Origin of the sequence: Salinicoccus roseus (genome assembly GCF_003814515.1) — a bacterium.
Lineage (GTDB): Bacteria > Bacillota > Bacilli > Staphylococcales > Salinicoccaceae > Salinicoccus > Salinicoccus roseus.
Genome location: NZ_RKQJ01000003.1, coordinates 188,749 through 205,538, shown reverse-complemented (window position 1 = coordinate 205,538; position 16,790 = coordinate 188,749). Strand labels below are relative to the sequence as shown.

Genomic DNA, 16,790 nt, shown 5'->3' with positions numbered 1-16,790 from the left:
GTTGATTCCTCCTTAATGATATTTAATGATATTTTTTGATACATCCTGTATCAATTCAGATAATGTCGGATGACCGTACACTGTGCCGGCTATTTCATCTATAGTGCCTTCCGATTCATAAACTGTGAGTAATTGGTGAATGAGGTCAGTAGCATGGGGGCCGACCACGACCGCCCCAAGTATCCGGCGGTACCGGCTTTCTGAAACAATTTTGACAAAGCCATCGGTTTCTCCTACTGAGATGGCCCGTCCATTGAATGAGAATGGCAACTTTTCCGTAATCACATCATATCCTGACGTGGTCGCCTCTGATTCGCTCAAACCGAACTCTGCAACTTCAGGATCGGTGTACAATGAACGTGGAATGCTCAGAGGACTGACAGGGGTCTCTTTTTTATTGGCCATCGCCCTAACTGCCTTGATTCCTTCTGCGCTGGCAGCATGGGCAAGCGTATGACCGCCGATCAAATCTCCGATTGCATAGACGCCGGGGGCACTTGTCTCATAATACTCATCGACTGCGACGAAGCGGCCGGAATTATCGAGATCCAGACCCATCGCTTTCGGGAGAGTCAGATTTTGCCTTCTGCCGATAGCAACCAGGAGTTGGTCAAACTCAAAGCTGTTTCCGTCCGAGAGGTTCACACGCGAAGCTTTCACCTCTTTGATTGAAACTTTCGTCCTTACCTCCACCCCGAGATTTTCTAGCCTTTTCTTGACGGTTTGACGGGCATCTTCATCGATGGTGAGGAGGATATCTTCCGCCACTTCAAGAAGACTAACATCGATACCGTATGCTTTCATTGCAAAAGCAAGTTCAACGGCGATGATGCCGCCGCCGATGGTTACGAGTTTTTCAGGCAGCTCAGTCATATCGAAAATGGTATCTGTCGTTAAGTAATCCACCTCTTCCAGTCCGGGTATGTCAGCGATGAAGGGGTATCCGCCAGTTGCAAGCAGTACCTTTTTCCCAGTGATGCTCCTGTCGTCCACTTCGAAAGTCCTGCCTTTCTTATGAATGGCCTCTCCCTGGATATAATCGATGTTGTTGGCTTTAAAGGTTGACATTATGCCTTTTTGCAGAGTGGCGACCACACCATCTTTCCTATCGACCAGTGAGGGAAAGTCGATATTCTTTATTTCGACTTCAATACCCTTACTGTTAGCCCTTCCGATTGTATTCAGCCAGTGGGCATGCTCCAGATAAGTTTTTGAGGGGATGCACCCGGTATTTAAACATACTCCTCCTATATCTTTCTTTTCTACCACTGCCACGCTGTTGCCGAGGAGTGCCGCTTCTTCAGCTGCGACATATCCGCCTGGACCTGAACCGATAATCAATACATCATAATCACTCAATACTTTGCCTCCTTTAGAACTAAGCTTCAGGATGAAGCGCTTTCATAAGACAAGTCTATAATATCAGATATTATTCCGAATTTTCAATAAAATGAATTTTATTTGAATATTATTCAGATTTTACCATCGAGAAGATGGGTTGATCATTTTCGAGACTGACTGTGACGGTGGTGGGGCTTCGATTCGGGTGGGCTATGATGTGGCGTGCAATAGGTGTTTCAATTTCCTGGACGATGAATCGGTCGAGTGGGCGTGCTCCGTAATTTTTATCGTATCCATTGACGGCGAGCCATGTCATCACCTCATCGTCGACCTTAAGTGAAATCGATTGCTTTTCAAGCCTCGCTTCTAGGTCGGAGAGCATGAGACGCACGATGTTGTACATATTATGAAGTAGTAATGGATTGAACATGATGACTTCATCAATCCTGTTTAAAAACTCAGGCTTAAAGTGCGTGCGCAAATCGTCCATGACTGCAAGCCTTGTATCGTCTTCCAACTGCCCCTCCTGATTTGTGCCATCAAATAACTGATGGGAGCCGATATTGGATGTCATGATCAATATCGTGTTTTTAAAATCGACCTTCCTGCCTTTCGAATCCGTGAGATGTCCTTCATCGAGGACTTGAAGTAAAATATTGAACACATCTTCATGTGCCTTTTCAATCTCATCCAGTAAAACTATCGAATACAACCGCTGCTGGACCGCTTCCGTCAGTTGACCACCTTCATCATATCCGACATAGCCGGGCGGGGGACCGATGAGACGAGCAACGGCGTGTTTTTCCATGTACTCCGACATATCGAGGCGCACCATCTCAAGCTCACTTCCGAACAGCGACTCTGCGAGCGATTTGGCGAGTTGCGTCTTCCCTACACCAGTTGGCCCTAAAAACAGGAAAGAACCACTCGGCTTGTTGGGATCTTGTATGCCAGCACGCATACGCAGGACGGTATTGCTGACTTTCCCCACAGCCTCATCCTGGCCAACCACCCGGGCTTTCAGCTCATCTTCAAGATGCAGCAGCTTCTGTCTTTCATCTTCCAATATGCCGCGAACTTTGATGCCAGTAAGCCTTTCTATTACGCCTGCAATATCATCTTCGGTGATAATGGTTTCATTGATGAAAGATGCAGAAGGAACATCTTCCTCAATACTGTTGATGTCCGTTTTTATTTTAGGCAGCTTGATATTCTTCAGTGAGACGATTTTTTCAATGTCTTCTTCCGACCGGGCGGCATGATACTCTGCATGCTGCTGTAGATTATCCTGCCTTAGTTGTTGCAGATCAAAAAGCAGATCCTGCTCATCTTCCCATTTTTCAAGCTGTTTATTCCGCAGCATCTCTAGAGACGCCATCTTTTCATCGAGGCTGGATTGCTGCGCTGCCTCATCGGATTCGAATGCCATGATTTTAAGATTGAGCAACTTTTCATTGATTTCTTCAATGGAGCGGGGGAGTGCGTTCAATTTGAGGTTCTGCACGGCACTGGCCTCATCCAGTACATCGATGGCTTTACCGGGTTGGTAACGATCTGTGATATAGCGGCTGGACAGCTTTACAGCGGCTTCAACCGCCTGTGGCGTGATGATGGTGCGATGATAGGTTTCGAATTCTGATTTGATACCTTCTAGAATTTCCATCGTACCATCTATATCCGGCTCATTGACGAGCACCTTTTGAAACCGGCGCTCGAGTGCTTTGTCTTTTTCGATGTTTTCCCTGTATTCATCCTGGGTGGTAGCACCGATGCAGCTCACTTCACCCCTTGCGAGCATTGGTTTTAAGATATTGCCGGCATCCATTGCACCGCTTGTCTGCCCGGCCCCGACGACTGTATGGATCTCATCGATGAAAAGGATGATTTCTCCCTGCGAGTCACGGACCTCGTTCAATACACTCTTAAAACGTTCTTCGAATTCGCCGCGGTATTTTGCACCGGCAACCAATGCACTCATGTCGAGGTTATAGATGATTTTATTTTTGAATTTGCCGGTGACATTCCCTGTTACGATGTCTGAGACCAAACCTTCGATGATGGCCGTCTTCCCGACGCCTGGGCTGCCCACCAGGATGGCATTATTCTTCTCTTTTCTGGAAAGTATTCTGAGCACGTCATGGATTTCATCCTGTCTCCCGATGATCGTTCTGAGCTTCCCCTCCATATAACGGACGTTCATGTTGACTGCATACCTTTCCAAAGACCGGTATATGGATTCTTGATATTCAGAAGCAGGCTTTTTCCCGTCCCGGTTGATGTTCATCTGCTTTTGCAGAGTGTCGATGGTGATACCCTCATCTTTTAAAAAGACGGTCAAAGGGTTGTATTTCTGTTTGAAAAGCGCAAGTATATAATGCTCACAGGTGACGAATTTATCACGCTGGAGCCGGGCCTCTTCCTCTGCATGCTGTTTTAATGTGCCAAGTCGTCTGCTCAACTGCTGGCCGTATCGTTGATCGGTTCTCGAGACGGTGGAAATCTTGTCCACTTCCCGGTTGATCAGCTGGATGAAGGCATTCATATCTATGTCCAAACCCGCATAAAAATCATATAAAAACTTCCCGGACTGCATCATGACAGACCAAAGGTGAGGGATATCGATCTGATAGTTCTGTTTTTCTTTTGCGAGTGTCTCTGCGTCCCGAAACCCATCTCTCACTACGACAGTTTCTTGTAATTCTGTTGCATCATTCAAATGACCGCCTCCTTTGTAAAGCGCTTTCATTAATTCCATATTAACAAAGTTTTAAAAGTATTTGTGATAATTTAAACTTAATTCATAATATTGTGATTATTTAGCGGTTCAATTTGAATAATAAGTGAATTTTTTTAATGGATTTTGACGATGGATTGGCGGGCGCGTGAATTATTCAAATAACTGTCATCAATTTACCCTTTGGTCGCTTTTACGAACTAAGGGTAAAATCGAGTGATTAAATGGAATTTGTTAATATTAACCTGAATTTTCATAAGGGCATAGTGATTAGGTTCCGGAAGGATTCATTCAAAGAAAGCTTCCGTCATTCAAAAGATTTTAATGAGGAAGAAAATGTATTGTGGCTAGAGGAAAAGGTACAAGAATTTTCTAATGGCTTCTTACTTCTTAAGAAAGAAAATGAATATATCAGACAAATTGAACTGACAATCAAGAGATACAAAAATAGAGTGGTTGGATACACCAACCTATACTATTTAGCAAAATCACATCGAGAAAAAGGGTGTGCTGAAGAGAGGCATACATACGCATTGAGTTATTTTAAGAACAATGTCTTAGAAGAATATCACCTTAGAGTCTCTCCAACAAATAGACGTGCAATAAAGTCCTACCAAAAAAATGGGTTGGAAAAGATAAATGAAGAACATAAGGGGAAAGTCATATGTATGAGAGGTTATTTATAAAATTATCGGTCCAAATTACATAATTATATTGGGGGAAGTTGAATGATACCGTTTAAATTAAAATTATTTGATAAGGAGAAGGAATTTAATCCCTTCTATAACTTCATCATGGGCAATACAGATCATTTCAGGGATTATATGGAGGTAGCCCCATCCTTTGATGAAGTTGAAAAAGAATTCCTATTGGATGTGCCTCCCGTCATGGATATAAAAAATAAAGAAGTATATGGCGTCTATAGAGAGGAGAATCTTATTGGCTTTCTGGACATCCTATTCAATTATCCTGAAAGCCACACCTGTATGATAGGATACTTGGTCATTGATCAAAATTATAGGAAGCAGGGTATTGGTCAGCAAGTATATAATCACGCTGTTGCTTATGCTAAAGAAAAAGACATGCGGAAGATTCGGCTCAGTGTTATTAAAGAAAACGAACCGGCTGTTAGAATGTGGAAAAAGCAAGGTTTTGAAACAATAGACGAAGAGGTAACGGAATATGGCACACAATTAATGATGGAGATTAGACTGTAGGGCTAAGCTATGAAACATCAAGAACAAAAGCGCCATTGGTAATTGCATCAATCTTTTGTAAGACAGGTGGTATATATGAGACTGCAAGTCGGTTTAGAAAAATTTAATCATGCTTTGAGCAATATTGAAGTAAAAGGTAATGTTGATGCATGGATGGAATACTATACTTTTTACCGTAGACCTTTCAGTACGATATTTAAGACATTATACATGATGGATGTGGAGTCTATTAAAAAAATGGTTAGAGATAGTGATTTAGAAACTTTAAGCGAAGAGGCTAGAACTGCCCTCCAGATGTATACTATTGAAGAACTCAAGGAAATAATAAAAGAAACTGCAGATTACTATAATTTCGAAGCACACTATGATGCCTATTTATTAGTGGGATTGGGACAAGTAGATGGTACTGCTCTTCCAAGTGAGATTCCCTTTCTCTACTTAGGACTAGAACGCCTAAGGAATTCAGATATCGAAATGCTGATCCAACATGAATTCAACCATCTTGTCAGATTCAACAGTATAGAAGAAGTAAATGAAGAAATGGGTATGACGGTGGGGCAGCTTGCTATAGCTGAAGGGTTGGCGACACTCGCCCCTTTAGTTATGAGTGGATTGGAACTGAATGAAGCGAACATTAGAGAGGGCCTTTTCGTTAACGATGAAGAATTTAACCGTTTAAGAGATGATTTTTCAACCTTACAAGAAGAACTGGAAAGAGATTTCAATGAACCATTGTCTCCAAAACTCCATGAAAAATATTTTATGTATAACGAAGGCAACAAATATCCAAAAGTGGGTTACTTCATTGGCGTTCATTATATTATCCCGCTTTTGGAAGCAGGATATAGCTTGAAGGAATTAACGAGAAGTAAAACCAAGGATATTTTATATAAATATACCGAGATGAAACGCTTGCTGTGAATGAAAAATACAAGGTGGCAAAGATGATGCAATCAAACTGGGAAAATGCTTATTATAAGAGACAATTTGAAATGATGACATCTAAATTCAATTATCCAGACAGTTCCTTCTTTGAAGAAGAAGTCCTCCTGCTCCTGGAACAAGTAGGGCGGCCTTTCACTAAAGTTTTGGAATTAGGGGCAGGGCGTGGCGAGATAGCCAATGGACTAGCTCGTCAGAATAAAGATATAGTCACTGTTGAATTGGTGGAAGAGATCTGTGAATATGCGAAAAAGCATGCCCATCCAAATGTTCAAGTGATATGTGACGACTTTTATACAGTAAAGTTAAATGGAGACTTCGATTTAATTTTGTATCTTGATGGATTTGGTGTTGGAAATGACGATGATCAGTTCTTTTTACTGCAACGGATTTACAATTGGCTGAGTGATGATGGATATGCCTTAATAGATATTTATCAACCGCTATACTGGCAAAAAGTTGCAGGGAAAGAGATGTACCCCTTTGGCACGAAAGATATTGTACGAAAGTATGATTATGATGAAGATGAAAATAGAATGACGGATACTTGGTGGGAAAGTGGCCAAGAAAATGATTCGATTACACAATCCCTTGCGTGTTACTCACCTGGGCAAATCTATGCCCTTTGCGAAAAAGCAGGATTACATATAACTGCTTATTATCCTTCAGGTGCGATGGACTTTGAAAAAGGCGTTTATCAAAAAATAACAGCATTGGATGAATGCTTATCCTACCGCATCAAGTTAAAAAAGAAATAAGACGGAGTAAAGGACCTTCTGATATAACAATCGGAAGGTCCTTCTACTATTTATAGGGTCTAATCTAATCAATCAAAAATTTAAAAAAGAAAAACACATTTAAAAATTGTTTGACCGAAGATTATTTTTCTAGTTATAAATGAAAAGTGTCCGTGAAAGTGTACTTTTGTGAACCACAATATGCTGTACTTAATTGAATATGATTGTTCATAAATCTAAAATAAATACTAAGCAAGGTGTATACGGTGCTCTAATATTACCATTACGACAACCTAAGCATTACCATCAAAATCGCACGCCTCGCTACGACTCGAATCGGATAATATATCATCCTCCTCCTCATTCTGATTATTTTTTACAGCCAGATGATCTTAAAAGGAGAAAACATTTATGGAGATGGCATTCAATGCCATGAGGTTGATGATTTACCGTCTAAGAGGCAGAGGTGCCAATGCAGCAGAAAGATAATGAAACAAAGCGCTTTATCAGAGAAAATAAAAAATTTTAAATCAGCAATCAAAAATTGATTTACATCAATTCTTTTAACGGCAAAAAGTAATATATTTGAATTGTAGAGAAGGAAACGCATAAAATTTATGTAGGAGAGATATATTATGCAAAAAGCAACCATTCAATTAGAAACTTTATCATGTCCATCATGTCTCCAGAAGATTGATAACGCTGTAAAAGGTTTGGACGGTGTGGAAAAAGACAGCGTCAAAGTCATGTTCAACGCAAGTAAAGTCAAAGTAAATTTTGATGAATCAGTCACGCCGATTGAAAATATAGAAAATGCGATTGAAAACCTGGGGTACCCGGTCACCAAATCAAAAGTAAAAGCTGTCTAATTTACAATAAAATGAAATTACTTCCACAGTTTATTTAGCAATAGTGTAAGCAAATAGTAAAAACGATAGGAGGAACAGAAATGACACGAGATAAAACACCGCAAGAAAGATTGAAAGAGGAGCAAGAGCATAAAGAGCATGTCCACCATACAAAAATCAACGCAGCAGCCATTGCAGATCACATTTTAGGGAACATCCACACGATGCATGTAAAGTTACATCAATATCATTGGTATGTGAAGGGACCGCATTTCTTCAGTCTCCATGGCAAATTGAAAGAACTGTACAACGTAAATGAAGAGTGGTTCGATAAAATCGCGGAACGATTGATTGCTTCCGGCCATAAACCAGCTTCGACTACTGCTGAATTAGAGGAATATTCCATGCTTTTAGAAGACCCGGCCCACAAGTATTTGGAAGCAGAAGAAATGATTGAAAATGTGATTGAAGATTTCAGAAGCACCCGTGGCTTAACCATTCGTGCTATCCATTTGGCACGAGAAGAAGGCGATGATGTGCTAGAAGATACACTGATTGCTTTCAAAAAGTATTTGTATGAAAATATTTGGATGCTGCAAGCCTATCTTGGCAAAGAAGCATTGGAAGATGACGATGATTTTGAAGTGGATGATGACGAAGAATAAACCTGCCTTGCGCACATTAAATATTTGTAATTTAGCCTAGCCAAAAAAAACAAATCGTTTTTTTGGCTAGGCTGCTTTTGAATGAACTGAAGAAATTTGAGATGAAACGCCTGATTGATGAAGTCACCACGGATGAAACCACTTATAATCGAATCCACGGAGGTAATGAGGTATTGAATTTGAATTGACGTTCAGTTTTATCATATTTTTATCGAGTCCTGCAGAATGTGATCTATCACTTTGCAGGGTTTTTCCGTGGACCAGAATGTCATCATCAAATATTGAAGGGAGGCGAGATCGTTGTTTGTAGAATACCTGTCATCCATGAAGGTTTTTGAAGCTTTGAACAAAGAAGAGATTTCTGCTATCGCTGAAATTGCTTATCATAAAAATATAGAAAAAGACACCCATCTATTTCATATGGGGGAGGGAATGACCAATGTCTATTTCGTGGTCAAAGGCAACATGAAAATATATCTCATTGATGAAGAAGACCGTGAGCAGATCATCAACTTCCTCGCCAAAAATGAGATGTTTCCGCACCATGCGATATTGAGGAGTGACCCCTATTTGGCAAACGCATTGTCAACTGAAAATTCCGAAGTAGTTTTCATAGATAAAGGGACTTTGAAGGTGTGATCCGGAAAAATCCAAATATCGCGGTCAAACTGCTCAATTATATAGGAGAAATGATCATCGACCTCCAGTACTGGCTACAGGAGAAGATTTTAAAACCGACGGACAAGCAAGTCCTCCTGCTGATCCGCCGACTTGCATATGCCCATGGGCTTGTACTTGGTGATGGCCGGCGTGAAATCACGTTGAAGTTCACCAAGCATGAGATGGCGAACATGATTGGTCTCGCCCGCGAAACCGTCAGCCGCAACATCTCCATGTTCAGGAAACTCGGCATACTGGAAATCAGCAAATCCGGCAAGATGATTGTCGATCTGGATGAGCTGAAGTTGTATGGATGACGATTTCAAACAACGTGGACTTTGCACTTGAAAGGCTGGTGACGGTGTTGGTCATCGCATGTCCTCATGCGCTCGGGCTTGCCATCCCCTCGTCACGGCACGGTCGACATCCATCGGCGCGAGCAACGGTTTGATTGTGAAAAACCGTGAATCTCTGGAAACTGCCAATCAGTTGGATGTGGTCATGATGGATAAGACCGGCATGCTCACAGAAGGCAACTTTGCAGTGAATCATTTTGAAAGCTTCAATGATGCCTATTCTGATGAGGAAGTACTCGGATTCATGGCAGCAATGGGAAAAAGTTCGAGTCACCCGCCGACATTGGATATTTTGGACAAAGCAGCAGAAAAAGATATCAATATCCCGCACGCCGAAGATGTCAACAACATACCGGGCATCGGACTGGAAGCCACAATTGCGGGTAAAGACATGAAAATAACAAGTGTTTCTTATTTTGAAGATAATGATATGGATTATGGTAAGGAACAGTTTGAATCCCTTGCAGGGCAGGGGAAATCGGTCAGTTTCCTGGTCATAGACGGTGAAAACAGCAGCATCGTTGCACAGGGCGACCAGATCAAATCAAGTTCCAAAGGCATGGTGAGAAATCTGATCGACCGAGGCATCGAACCTGTCATGCTGACAGGGGACAACAGGCAGGCAGAGAAGACGATGAGTAAGACAGTACAGAACTTGTGACTCGGGACAGGATATAATATAATCGCGGTCCCACTTGCAACAGGCGTACTCGCTTCAGCCGGGCTTATCCTATCTCCTGCTGTCGGTGCAATACTGATGTCGATCAGCACGGTCGTTGTTGCACTGAACGCCATGACATTGAGATTGAACTAGTATTAACCAGCAAATTAGGGGTTGTAATTCTTAACTTAAACTTGAAATTTACGAATCTTGATAAATACGTATAACAGTCGGAGAACATGAAACTTTGGAGAAATCTCCAGGGTTCCTTCATTTTATATTATCAATCAGATCCTCAAGGAACAGCATATCGTCAATCGGCTGCGTGCCCATGGGCTTCGGACGGGCGGAGGAAATGGCTATGACCACGTCTTCTTCCGGGTCGATATGGATGACCTGTCCATGGATGCCGACTGCCTGAAAGGCCTTGTTCTCTTTGGACTTCTGCGTCCATGCGGGCCACCACATCAAACCATAATCGACCGTCTCCCCGTTTTCCAGAGTCGTCGGCTGACCGGCCATTTCTGTCCATCCTTCGGGTAAAATTTGCTTACCGCCCGCTTTTCCACCCTCAAGGAAGAACTGGCCGAAGCGTGCATAATCCCTCAAAACAGCGGAAAAACCGCTGCCGCCGATTTCATTGCCGTCCGGGGAATCCAGCCACCATGCCGCTTTGCTTTCCATGCCGTATGGTTCCCAAATCTTTTCATATAAGTAATCGGACAAACTTTTACATGTTGCACCGATGACGATTTCACTGGCCACTGTCGTCTCCCCCGTAGAATAGTTATGGACATGACCGGGTTCTCCTGCGCTTGGAAGATCAGCCATCACTTCAAGCAGGGCGCCCGGGTTCCGGGAGAGCTGGGCTTTTAAAAAAGCACGGCGGTCCGAGCCGGGATTGGTGTAAGCCTCATCCCACTCCACGCCTGAGTTCATGCCCAAAATATGACGGACCGTGGTGTTTTCATAAGCACTGCTCTTCAATTCCGGTACATATTTCACCGTCGGATCGTCAAGGCTCTCTATGTAACCGTCTTGGATCGCCGCCCCCACCAGTGTTGAAGTAATCGCCTTTGCGACCGACATCGACATCCAGCGCGTGTCGGGGCTGTTGCCGTGAAAATAGTTTTCATAAACGAGTCTCCCCTCTTTCAGCACCACGATCCCCGTCACCGAATTCAAAGCCACATAATCATATAGATCATAATTCTGCTCCGTTTTATCAGTTGTCGTGTCTTTGATCCTCGATTGGAAAGGCTGAAGAGACTCCCTCGACTGCTCAAAAGGCTCCGGTCTGGTTGAAGCGAGAATTGTGCGTGTCGGAAAAAGCCGTTCAATATTACGGAATGTGTTGATGGCAAGATCCGGGAACATGTCCCCGTTGTAAATATTATCTATAGTGCCGATTTTCTCTTTTGCATGTCTGTATGTACTCATTACCATTCCCCTTCTGATTCAATAATGATGAAAATGCCTTACTTAATCCATACCCTCTATTAATAATCCCACATCTCAAATATAAAAAAACTGTTGTGCATTTCTCCAAATCCACTATTTTTTATTCAGTATTAAAAGAGGAAACCATGTAATGAGGCAACTTTTAATGAATTGCCCCTCTAAAGTTGAACTCAATTTTAACTTTAGGGTGTTTTGCAAAGCAAAAGAAGTCTATGAGATTTCATAAGACGATTCAACTACACTCAAACTGTCCATTACATATATTAATTCAACCAACAAAGCAAACTTAACAATATATCTACCTTAACAAACTTAAGTGTGGATTATGGTTTCTTGCATGATATATAGAATTGCCATATTATGATGCCGTAGAAATTATTACAGACTAATCAGAGTGTGTCCACATCGAAATTTTATAATCTTGACCTCAGTCAATTTTTATACGAGGCTAAAACTTTATACTTTAACCAACAAGAAAATATAGAGAGATGGAGGAAGTATCATGCAGAGGGCTATATTAGATATGAAAAACCTGATTACGTTGATTAGTGCAACCTTGATCATACTTGGATTCTATGGTCGATTTGGTATGGGTAACATGTTCGTCTTCGATTTGTCACTCATCATTGCAACTGTCATTGGAATCACACCGATCGCAATTCAAGCTTATCAGGCATTAAAAGTAAAGGTTATCAGTATTGACGTATTGGTCACAATTGCCGTTGTCGGTGCTTTGCTGATTCAAAACTATGAAGAATCCGCAATCGTTACATTCTTATTCTTATTTGGTTCTTATTTAGAACAGCGTACACTCAAACGGACACGATCGGCCATCAAAGAACTAACGGAAATGGCGCCGGAAAGTGCTTTGAAACAAAACGCGGCTGGTGAATTCGAAGAAGTGGACGTTGATGATGTAGATGAAGGTGATGTTTTATTAGTAAAAACTGGTGCGAAAATACCCGTCGATGGCACTGTTTTAACTGGTGAAGGCCATATCAATGAAGCAAGTATCACTGGTGAATCTATTCCAGTGAGTAAAATGAACGGATCAGAAGTATTCGCAGGTACAATTTTGGAAAACGGGACGATTCAAATCGAAGCTGACCGTGTCGGGGAAGATACAACATTCGGTAAGATTATCGAATTGGTGGAAGAAGCACAAGATTCCAAGTCGGAAGCAGAACGCTTTATCGACCGATTCTCCAAATACTATACACCGGCGGTCCTGGTACTGGGTGTCATCGTCTGGTTGTTCACCAATAATGTTGAACTGGCGATTACAGTTCTGGTACTGGGCTGTCCAGGCGCCTTAGTGATCGGGGTCCCTGTCTCCAACGTTGCCGGTATTGGGAATGGTGCCCGTAACGGCGTGCTTTTAAAAGGCAGCGAAGTCATCAACGATTTTAGTAAAGTGGATACAATCCTTTTTGATAAGACAGGTACATTGACCATTGGAAACCCTGAAGTTGCAGAAAAGGAGTTTTACGGAGATGACATGGATGAAGTGCTTGGATATCTGGCCAGTGTAGAGCGGGAATCAGATCACCCTCTGGCAAAAGCCGTGCTGCAGGATATTGGACCAACGAACTTCTCTGATGTAGATGAAACGGAAGTTGTCAAAGGCGGCGGCATCATCGCTAAAGTCGCTGGTCACCGTGTCGCAGTAGGAAATGTCGCTTTGATGGAAAAAGAAAATATTGAGTTGAATGAAACGGTCAGACAAGATCTGAAACGTTTTGAGGAAAACGGGAACTCCCTTGTACTGACTGCAGTGGATGGTGTGTTGCAGGTATTGATGGGGATTCGGGATCAAATTCGACCGGGTGTTAAAGCGGACTTGCAAAACCTGAAAAAGCTTGGTGTTAAAAACCTCGTTGTACTTTCAGGCGATAACCAGGGCACTGTGGATGCCGTTGCCAGCGAACTTGGATTGACAGAAGCCTACGGCCATATGTTGCCGGAAGACAAGTCCGCTCATCTTGAAAAATTACAATCAGAAGGGCAAATAGTGGCATTTGTCGGAGACGGCGTAAACGACAGTCCGTCCTTGGCTCTGGCCGATATCGGTATTGCCATGGGCACCGGCACAGATGTTGCGATAGAAACCTCGGATGTCGTCCTGGTGAACTCTGACTTCAGCCGATTGACTCATGCCTTGGGTCTGACAAAATCGACAGCGAGAAATATGAAGCAGAACATCACCATTGCGGTTGGCGTGGTACTGATCTTGTTGGCCGCCTTGCTGTTCAGTGACTGGATGAACATGACGATTGGCATGCTGGTACATGAATTGAGTATCCTTGTCGTCATATTCAACGCCATGAGATTGATGATTTACCGTCCAAGAGGCAAAGGTGCCAGGGCAAATGCAGCAGAAAGATAATGAAACAAAGTGCTTTACCAGAGAAAACAAAAAAATTTAAATCAGCAATCAAAAATTGATTTACATCAATTCTTTTAACGGCAAAAAGTCGTATACTTGAATTGTAGAAAGAAAACGGATAAAAATTATAAATAGGAGAGATACATTATGCAAAAAGCAACCATTCAATTAGAAACCTTATCATGTCCATCATGTCTCCAGAAGATTGATAATGCTGTAAAAGGTTTGGACGGTGTGGAAAAAGACAGCGTCAAAGTCATGTTCAACGCAAGTAAAGTCAAAGCGGATTTTGATGAAGCAGTCACAACAATTGAAAATATAGAAAATGCGATTGAAAACCTGGGTTACCCGGTCACCAAATCAAAAGTAAAAGCTGCTTGATCAAATTAATTATTTCCATTTTAACTGATTCCGGACATTCAATCGATTGTCTGGAATCTTTTATTATGAATCAATAGATAGGTAAGAGCTTAACTTTAACCAAAGCCGGTACACTATAATTAAGTTTAAGATAAATATATTTTGGAGAGACTATTATGAGTGAATATAGTCGAGATTATGAGAAGGAGAGATATGAAAATGAACAAATACACTTTCACTTACAATCTGGTTGATGGCACAAAAGTGATTTTTGAAAATATTGAAGGAAAGACGCCTCAGAGTGCTTTGAACAGTATTAAAGTCGTTGAAAATGAAAACATTTGCGGCCTGGAAAAAGTGGACGGTGATATAACCACCATGATTCATATTTTTAAAGCGAATATATTAACAATGGAGGTATCCTACCCGACGGAAGAATCAGTTCAAGCTCGTAAAAGTAAGGGCAAAAGCAGCAAAAAAATAGAACTAGAATAATATAAGATATCTTTTAACCGCCCCGCATCAAAATATGATGTGAGGTGGTACTATATAAAAGCATAAAATTTTCATGTAATTTAAAATATGTAAGGAGAGATTGAATGCTGATTAATTCAGACAATCATTTTAAAAAGTTGGATATGAGTTACCAGCCCTCATCGTTAGATACAATATTCCGCAGTGATGATGAAGTTAAAATCATTGAAAATGACATCGAATCACGTCCCTTGAATATCCCTTCTTTACTCGAACCAACCAGCCAGACAGACGGCCAAATAGAATATGAAATCAGAGCCCGGAGCGGAGAAACAGAAATCATCCCCGGACGAAAAACGCCGTCTCGGGGTTATAATGGAGATTTGTTAGGGCCGACGATAAAGCTTAAAAAAAATCAACAGGTCAAGATTCATACCGGCAATGATATGGATGAAGTGACCACCTATCATTGGCATGGTCTCATTGTTGACGAAGCTTCAGATGGCGGACCACAAATGACTATTGAACCTGATGAAACAAAAACAATTGACTTTAATGTTGATAATGAAGCAGCAACATTATGGTATCACCCCCATCCGCACGGTTTGACTTCAAAGCAGGTGTATGAAGGCTTAGGTGGGATGATTATAGTGGAAGATGAAAATACCGAGCGATTGAAAAAACACCTCCCTCATGAGTATGGGGTGGATGATATTCCGGTTGTCGTACAAGATCGTTTCCTGGTTGACGGGTACAAGTTGGATTACGACGACATAAAAAGTATTGATGGTACGGGAGGCGACACATTGTTGCTGAACGGTACAGCAAACGCCACCTTTGATGCTGACGGGCGCTACTTGCGAATGCGTCTGCTTAATGGTTCGAACGTAACAAATTTTGAGTTTTCATTACAAAACCACACTACATTTTATCAAATCGCCACAGACGGTGGCTTGTTAAATTATCCAATTGAACTCAAGCATTTATTTTTGTCTGCAGGTGAACGTGCTGAAATCATTATTGACTTGGAAGGTTATAAGGAAGAAGAAGTTAAATTATTTGTTAACGGAGTGACCGGTTTAACAATCAGACGCGGAGAGAATAAAAACAATGCCGATTTTAATCCGAACATGTCCCTTCGCACAGAGATGCTTCCAGTTATTCAACCACATGAGGTCGCTAAGTATCCAAAGAAATTGATGTTGATGGCCGGAACAGATTATCGTGTATCCATCAATGGCAGGAAATATGACCCTGATAGAATTGACACTACTCAGCCTCTGGGTGAATATCAAGTCTGGGAAATTGTCAACGCCAAGGATGAAATGGAAAATTTAATTCATCCTTACCATGTTCATGGTGTGCAATTTAGAATTTTAGATCGGGATGGTAAGATACCGCCCAGAAATGAACAAGGTTGGAAAGATACAGTGCTGGTTAACCCAGGTGAAACGGCTCATATTTTATTGAAATTTACCAAACCGGGTAAGTTCATGTATCATTGCCATATATTAGAGCATGAAGAACATGGCATGATGGGTCATTTAGAAATTGATTAAAAGTAAAAATTACTATGTATTAATAGGGTGTCTATCGAAAATCCCAGAAGCATCACTTATTTTATAAATGTTAATCAGTCATTATAGACTGTGTCCATTATCTCTATATTTAGAGGTAATGGACATTTTTAAATTTTAAAATATTAATGTCTTTATGATTAATTGGGGATATCTGATAAAACGCAGGTGTAATCGGCAAAGGGCTCCTCTTTAATGAACTTCATCCTAATTATTGTGTATTTAATATTTAGCGAAGTATGTGTCGCTTTCGATGTTATTTTGCGTAACCAACTTTAAAACTCGACTGTCTTCAGGAAAAGAGAAGTTGTTTTTTTAACTATAGTGCAAGTTAGCTCCTAAATCAGTGCAAGATATCATTAAAAATGACA

The 16,790-nt window shown here is 41.5% G+C and carries 15 protein-coding genes and 1 pseudogene; 13 read left to right on the top strand and 3 right to left on the bottom strand.

Annotated features, from left to right (window positions below; genetic code table 11):
* Positions 1-12: 12 nt before the first annotated feature.
* Both lpdA and EDC33_RS10195 read right to left on the bottom strand, forming a co-directional pair.
* On the bottom strand, positions 13-1,359 hold the full coding sequence (lpdA, locus tag EDC33_RS10200) for a dihydrolipoyl dehydrogenase (protein ID WP_124011092.1): 1,347 nt from the start codon (positions 1,357-1,359) through the stop codon (positions 13-15).
* 109 nt (positions 1,360-1,468) lie between these two features.
* Positions 1,469-4,057, bottom strand: a complete 2,589-nt coding sequence (locus EDC33_RS10195; protein WP_229716734.1) for an ATP-dependent Clp protease ATP-binding subunit — start codon at positions 4,055-4,057, stop codon at positions 1,469-1,471.
* A 242-nt stretch (positions 4,058-4,299) separates the two neighbouring features.
* On the opposite strand from EDC33_RS10195, the gene EDC33_RS10190 reads away from it, so the two are divergent.
* From EDC33_RS10190 to EDC33_RS10150, 9 genes and pseudogenes are all read left to right on the top strand, one after another.
* A complete protein-coding gene (locus EDC33_RS10190) occupies positions 4,300-4,761 on the top strand; it encodes a GNAT family N-acetyltransferase (RefSeq protein WP_124011091.1) in 462 nt (153 codons plus the stop codon).
* Between the two features lie 42 nt (positions 4,762-4,803).
* Positions 4,804-5,292 (top strand): GNAT family N-acetyltransferase, encoded by a 489-nt coding sequence (locus EDC33_RS10185; RefSeq protein ID WP_124011090.1) that lies wholly within the window; start codon positions 4,804-4,806, stop codon positions 5,290-5,292.
* A 75-nt stretch (positions 5,293-5,367) separates the two neighbouring features.
* Positions 5,368-6,213: a DUF2268 domain-containing putative Zn-dependent protease gene (locus EDC33_RS10180; RefSeq protein ID WP_124011089.1), complete on the top strand. Its 846-nt coding sequence runs from the start codon at positions 5,368-5,370 to the stop codon at positions 6,211-6,213.
* Positions 6,214-6,239: 26 nt separating this feature from the next.
* Positions 6,240-6,992: a class I SAM-dependent methyltransferase gene (locus EDC33_RS10175; protein ID WP_124011088.1), complete on the top strand. Its 753-nt coding sequence runs from the start codon at positions 6,240-6,242 to the stop codon at positions 6,990-6,992.
* A gap of 614 nt (positions 6,993-7,606) precedes the next feature.
* Positions 7,607-7,840 carry a heavy-metal-associated domain-containing protein gene (locus EDC33_RS10170; protein ID WP_124011087.1) on the top strand — a complete coding sequence of 78 codons (234 nt, stop codon included), beginning with the start codon at positions 7,607-7,609 and terminating at the stop codon, positions 7,838-7,840.
* A gap of 80 nt (positions 7,841-7,920) precedes the next feature.
* Complete coding sequence (locus EDC33_RS10165; protein ID WP_124011086.1) at positions 7,921-8,484, top strand: Dps family protein; 564 nt, start codon at positions 7,921-7,923, stop codon at positions 8,482-8,484.
* 300 nt (positions 8,485-8,784) lie between these two features.
* Complete coding sequence (locus EDC33_RS10160; RefSeq protein WP_124011085.1) at positions 8,785-9,123, top strand: Crp/Fnr family transcriptional regulator; 339 nt, start codon at positions 8,785-8,787, stop codon at positions 9,121-9,123.
* A gap of 50 nt (positions 9,124-9,173) precedes the next feature.
* Entirely contained in the window at positions 9,174-9,461 is a 288-nt protein-coding gene (locus tag EDC33_RS12885) for a helix-turn-helix domain-containing protein (protein WP_271397734.1), read from the top strand.
* Positions 9,449-10,314 (top strand): annotated as a pseudogene (locus tag EDC33_RS10150) (HAD family hydrolase); the annotation flags it as partial. The gene EDC33_RS12885 and the pseudogene EDC33_RS10150, both read left to right, overlap by 13 nt.
* 117 nt (positions 10,315-10,431) lie before the next feature.
* Here the strand turns inward: EDC33_RS10150 and EDC33_RS10145 are convergent.
* Entirely contained in the window at positions 10,432-11,601 is a 1,170-nt protein-coding gene (locus EDC33_RS10145; protein ID WP_124011083.1) for a serine hydrolase domain-containing protein, read from the bottom strand.
* A 523-nt stretch (positions 11,602-12,124) separates the two neighbouring features.
* On the opposite strand from EDC33_RS10145, the gene EDC33_RS10140 reads away from it, so the two are divergent.
* The 4 genes from EDC33_RS10140 to EDC33_RS10125 all read left to right on the top strand — a co-directional run bounded on the left by EDC33_RS10140 (position 12,125) and on the right by EDC33_RS10125 (position 16,401).
* Complete coding sequence (locus EDC33_RS10140) at positions 12,125-14,008, top strand: heavy metal translocating P-type ATPase (protein ID WP_124011082.1); 1,884 nt, start codon at positions 12,125-12,127, stop codon at positions 14,006-14,008.
* Between the two features lie 147 nt (positions 14,009-14,155).
* Positions 14,156-14,389 (top strand): heavy-metal-associated domain-containing protein, encoded by a 234-nt coding sequence (locus EDC33_RS10135; RefSeq protein WP_124011081.1) that lies wholly within the window; start codon positions 14,156-14,158, stop codon positions 14,387-14,389.
* 192 nt (positions 14,390-14,581) lie between these two features.
* Positions 14,582-14,863, top strand: a complete 282-nt coding sequence (locus EDC33_RS10130) for a hypothetical protein (RefSeq protein WP_124011080.1) — start codon at positions 14,582-14,584, stop codon at positions 14,861-14,863.
* A 104-nt stretch (positions 14,864-14,967) separates the two neighbouring features.
* Positions 14,968-16,401: a multicopper oxidase family protein gene (locus tag EDC33_RS10125; RefSeq protein ID WP_124011079.1), complete on the top strand. Its 1,434-nt coding sequence runs from the start codon at positions 14,968-14,970 to the stop codon at positions 16,399-16,401.
* Positions 16,402-16,790: the final 389 nt, after the last annotated feature.

Bases quoted from the DNA above. Each gene is read 5' to 3' on its own strand.
- EDC33_RS10190 (WP_124011091.1), top strand. From the start codon at position 4,300: ATGGAATTTGTTAATATTAACCTGAATTTTCATAAGGGCATAGTGATT.
- EDC33_RS10185 (WP_124011090.1), top strand. From the start codon at position 4,804: ATGATACCGTTTAAATTAAAATTATTTGATAAGGAGAAGGAATTTAAT.
- EDC33_RS10180 (WP_124011089.1), top strand. From the start codon at position 5,368: ATGAGACTGCAAGTCGGTTTAGAAAAATTTAATCATGCTTTGAGCAAT.
- EDC33_RS10175 (WP_124011088.1), top strand. From the start codon at position 6,240: ATGCAATCAAACTGGGAAAATGCTTATTATAAGAGACAATTTGAAATG.
- EDC33_RS10170 (WP_124011087.1), top strand. From the start codon at position 7,607: ATGCAAAAAGCAACCATTCAATTAGAAACTTTATCATGTCCATCATGT.
- EDC33_RS10165 (WP_124011086.1), top strand. From the start codon at position 7,921: ATGACACGAGATAAAACACCGCAAGAAAGATTGAAAGAGGAGCAAGAG.
- EDC33_RS12885 (WP_271397734.1), top strand. From the start codon at position 9,174: ATGATCATCGACCTCCAGTACTGGCTACAGGAGAAGATTTTAAAACCG.
- EDC33_RS10145 (WP_124011083.1), bottom strand. From the start codon at position 11,601: ATGAGTACATACAGACATGCAAAAGAGAAAATCGGCACTATAGATAAT.
- EDC33_RS10140 (WP_124011082.1), top strand. From the start codon at position 12,125: ATGCAGAGGGCTATATTAGATATGAAAAACCTGATTACGTTGATTAGT.
- EDC33_RS10135 (WP_124011081.1), top strand. From the start codon at position 14,156: ATGCAAAAAGCAACCATTCAATTAGAAACCTTATCATGTCCATCATGT.
- EDC33_RS10130 (WP_124011080.1), top strand. From the start codon at position 14,582: ATGAAAATGAACAAATACACTTTCACTTACAATCTGGTTGATGGCACA.
- EDC33_RS10125 (WP_124011079.1), top strand. From the start codon at position 14,968: ATGCTGATTAATTCAGACAATCATTTTAAAAAGTTGGATATGAGTTAC.